Raw genomic sequence first — 808 nt, 5'->3', positions numbered from 1 at the left:
GTTGTCGCACTCAAAAGCGAGCTATCTGAAGCAGAATCACACACCGCACAACAAGAAAAAGAAAAGCAAGCGCTAGAGCATCGTCACTCTGCGTTGTTAGAAGTACTGCCCGCTGGCGTCGTGGTCCTTGATGGCAAAGGCATTATACGAGAATACAATCCTGCGGCTGTTGAACTTTTAGGTGAGCCTCTTGAGGGAGAACGGTGGTTTGACGTTATTAAACGTTGTTTTGCGCCTAAGCATGACGATGGTCACGAAGTGTCCCTAAAAGATGGTCGCAAGCTTGGCATACAGACGCGTTCACTTAAGTCTGGCGACGGCCAATTAATATTACTCAACGACCTTACCGAAACGCGTGCTTTGCAAGCCCAAGTTAGTCGCACCGAAAGACTAAGTTCGTTAGGTCGAATGGTGGCCAGTTTGGCGCATCAGATTAGAACTCCTCTTTCTACGGCCATGCTATATGCGGGACATCTTAGACGACCAAAAATGAATGAAGAGATGCGTATTGAGTGTGCTGAAAAATTGCTTTCTCGTCTCACACATCTAGAGCATCAAATACGCGATATGCTTGTTTTTGCAAAAGGCGAAACTCGATTAGCCGAGCAGGTGCGCATGCAAGCATTCTTTGAGAGTTTGCAGACTGCTGCAAAGCCTTTGCTTGATAAACACATGGTCAGTTCGACTTGGTCAAATGCCTCACAGGGGCAAATACTGTGTAACCAAGAAACCTTGGTCGGCGCGTGTATCAACTTAATTAATAACAGCATTGAAGCTCACGAAAGCTCAGATGCGCGACGTCAGTTGG

1 protein-coding gene is annotated in these 808 nt (G+C 46.9%); it reads left to right on the top strand.

Annotated features, from left to right (window positions below; translation table 11 throughout):
• On the top strand, positions 1-808 hold an 808-nt coding region (locus tag A3762_RS16060), incomplete at both ends, for a histidine kinase dimerization/phospho-acceptor domain-containing protein (RefSeq protein WP_156493511.1).

It is taken from the genome of Oleiphilus sp. HI0125 (assembly GCF_001635355.1).
This window is presented reverse-complemented; position numbering and strand designations above follow the sequence as displayed.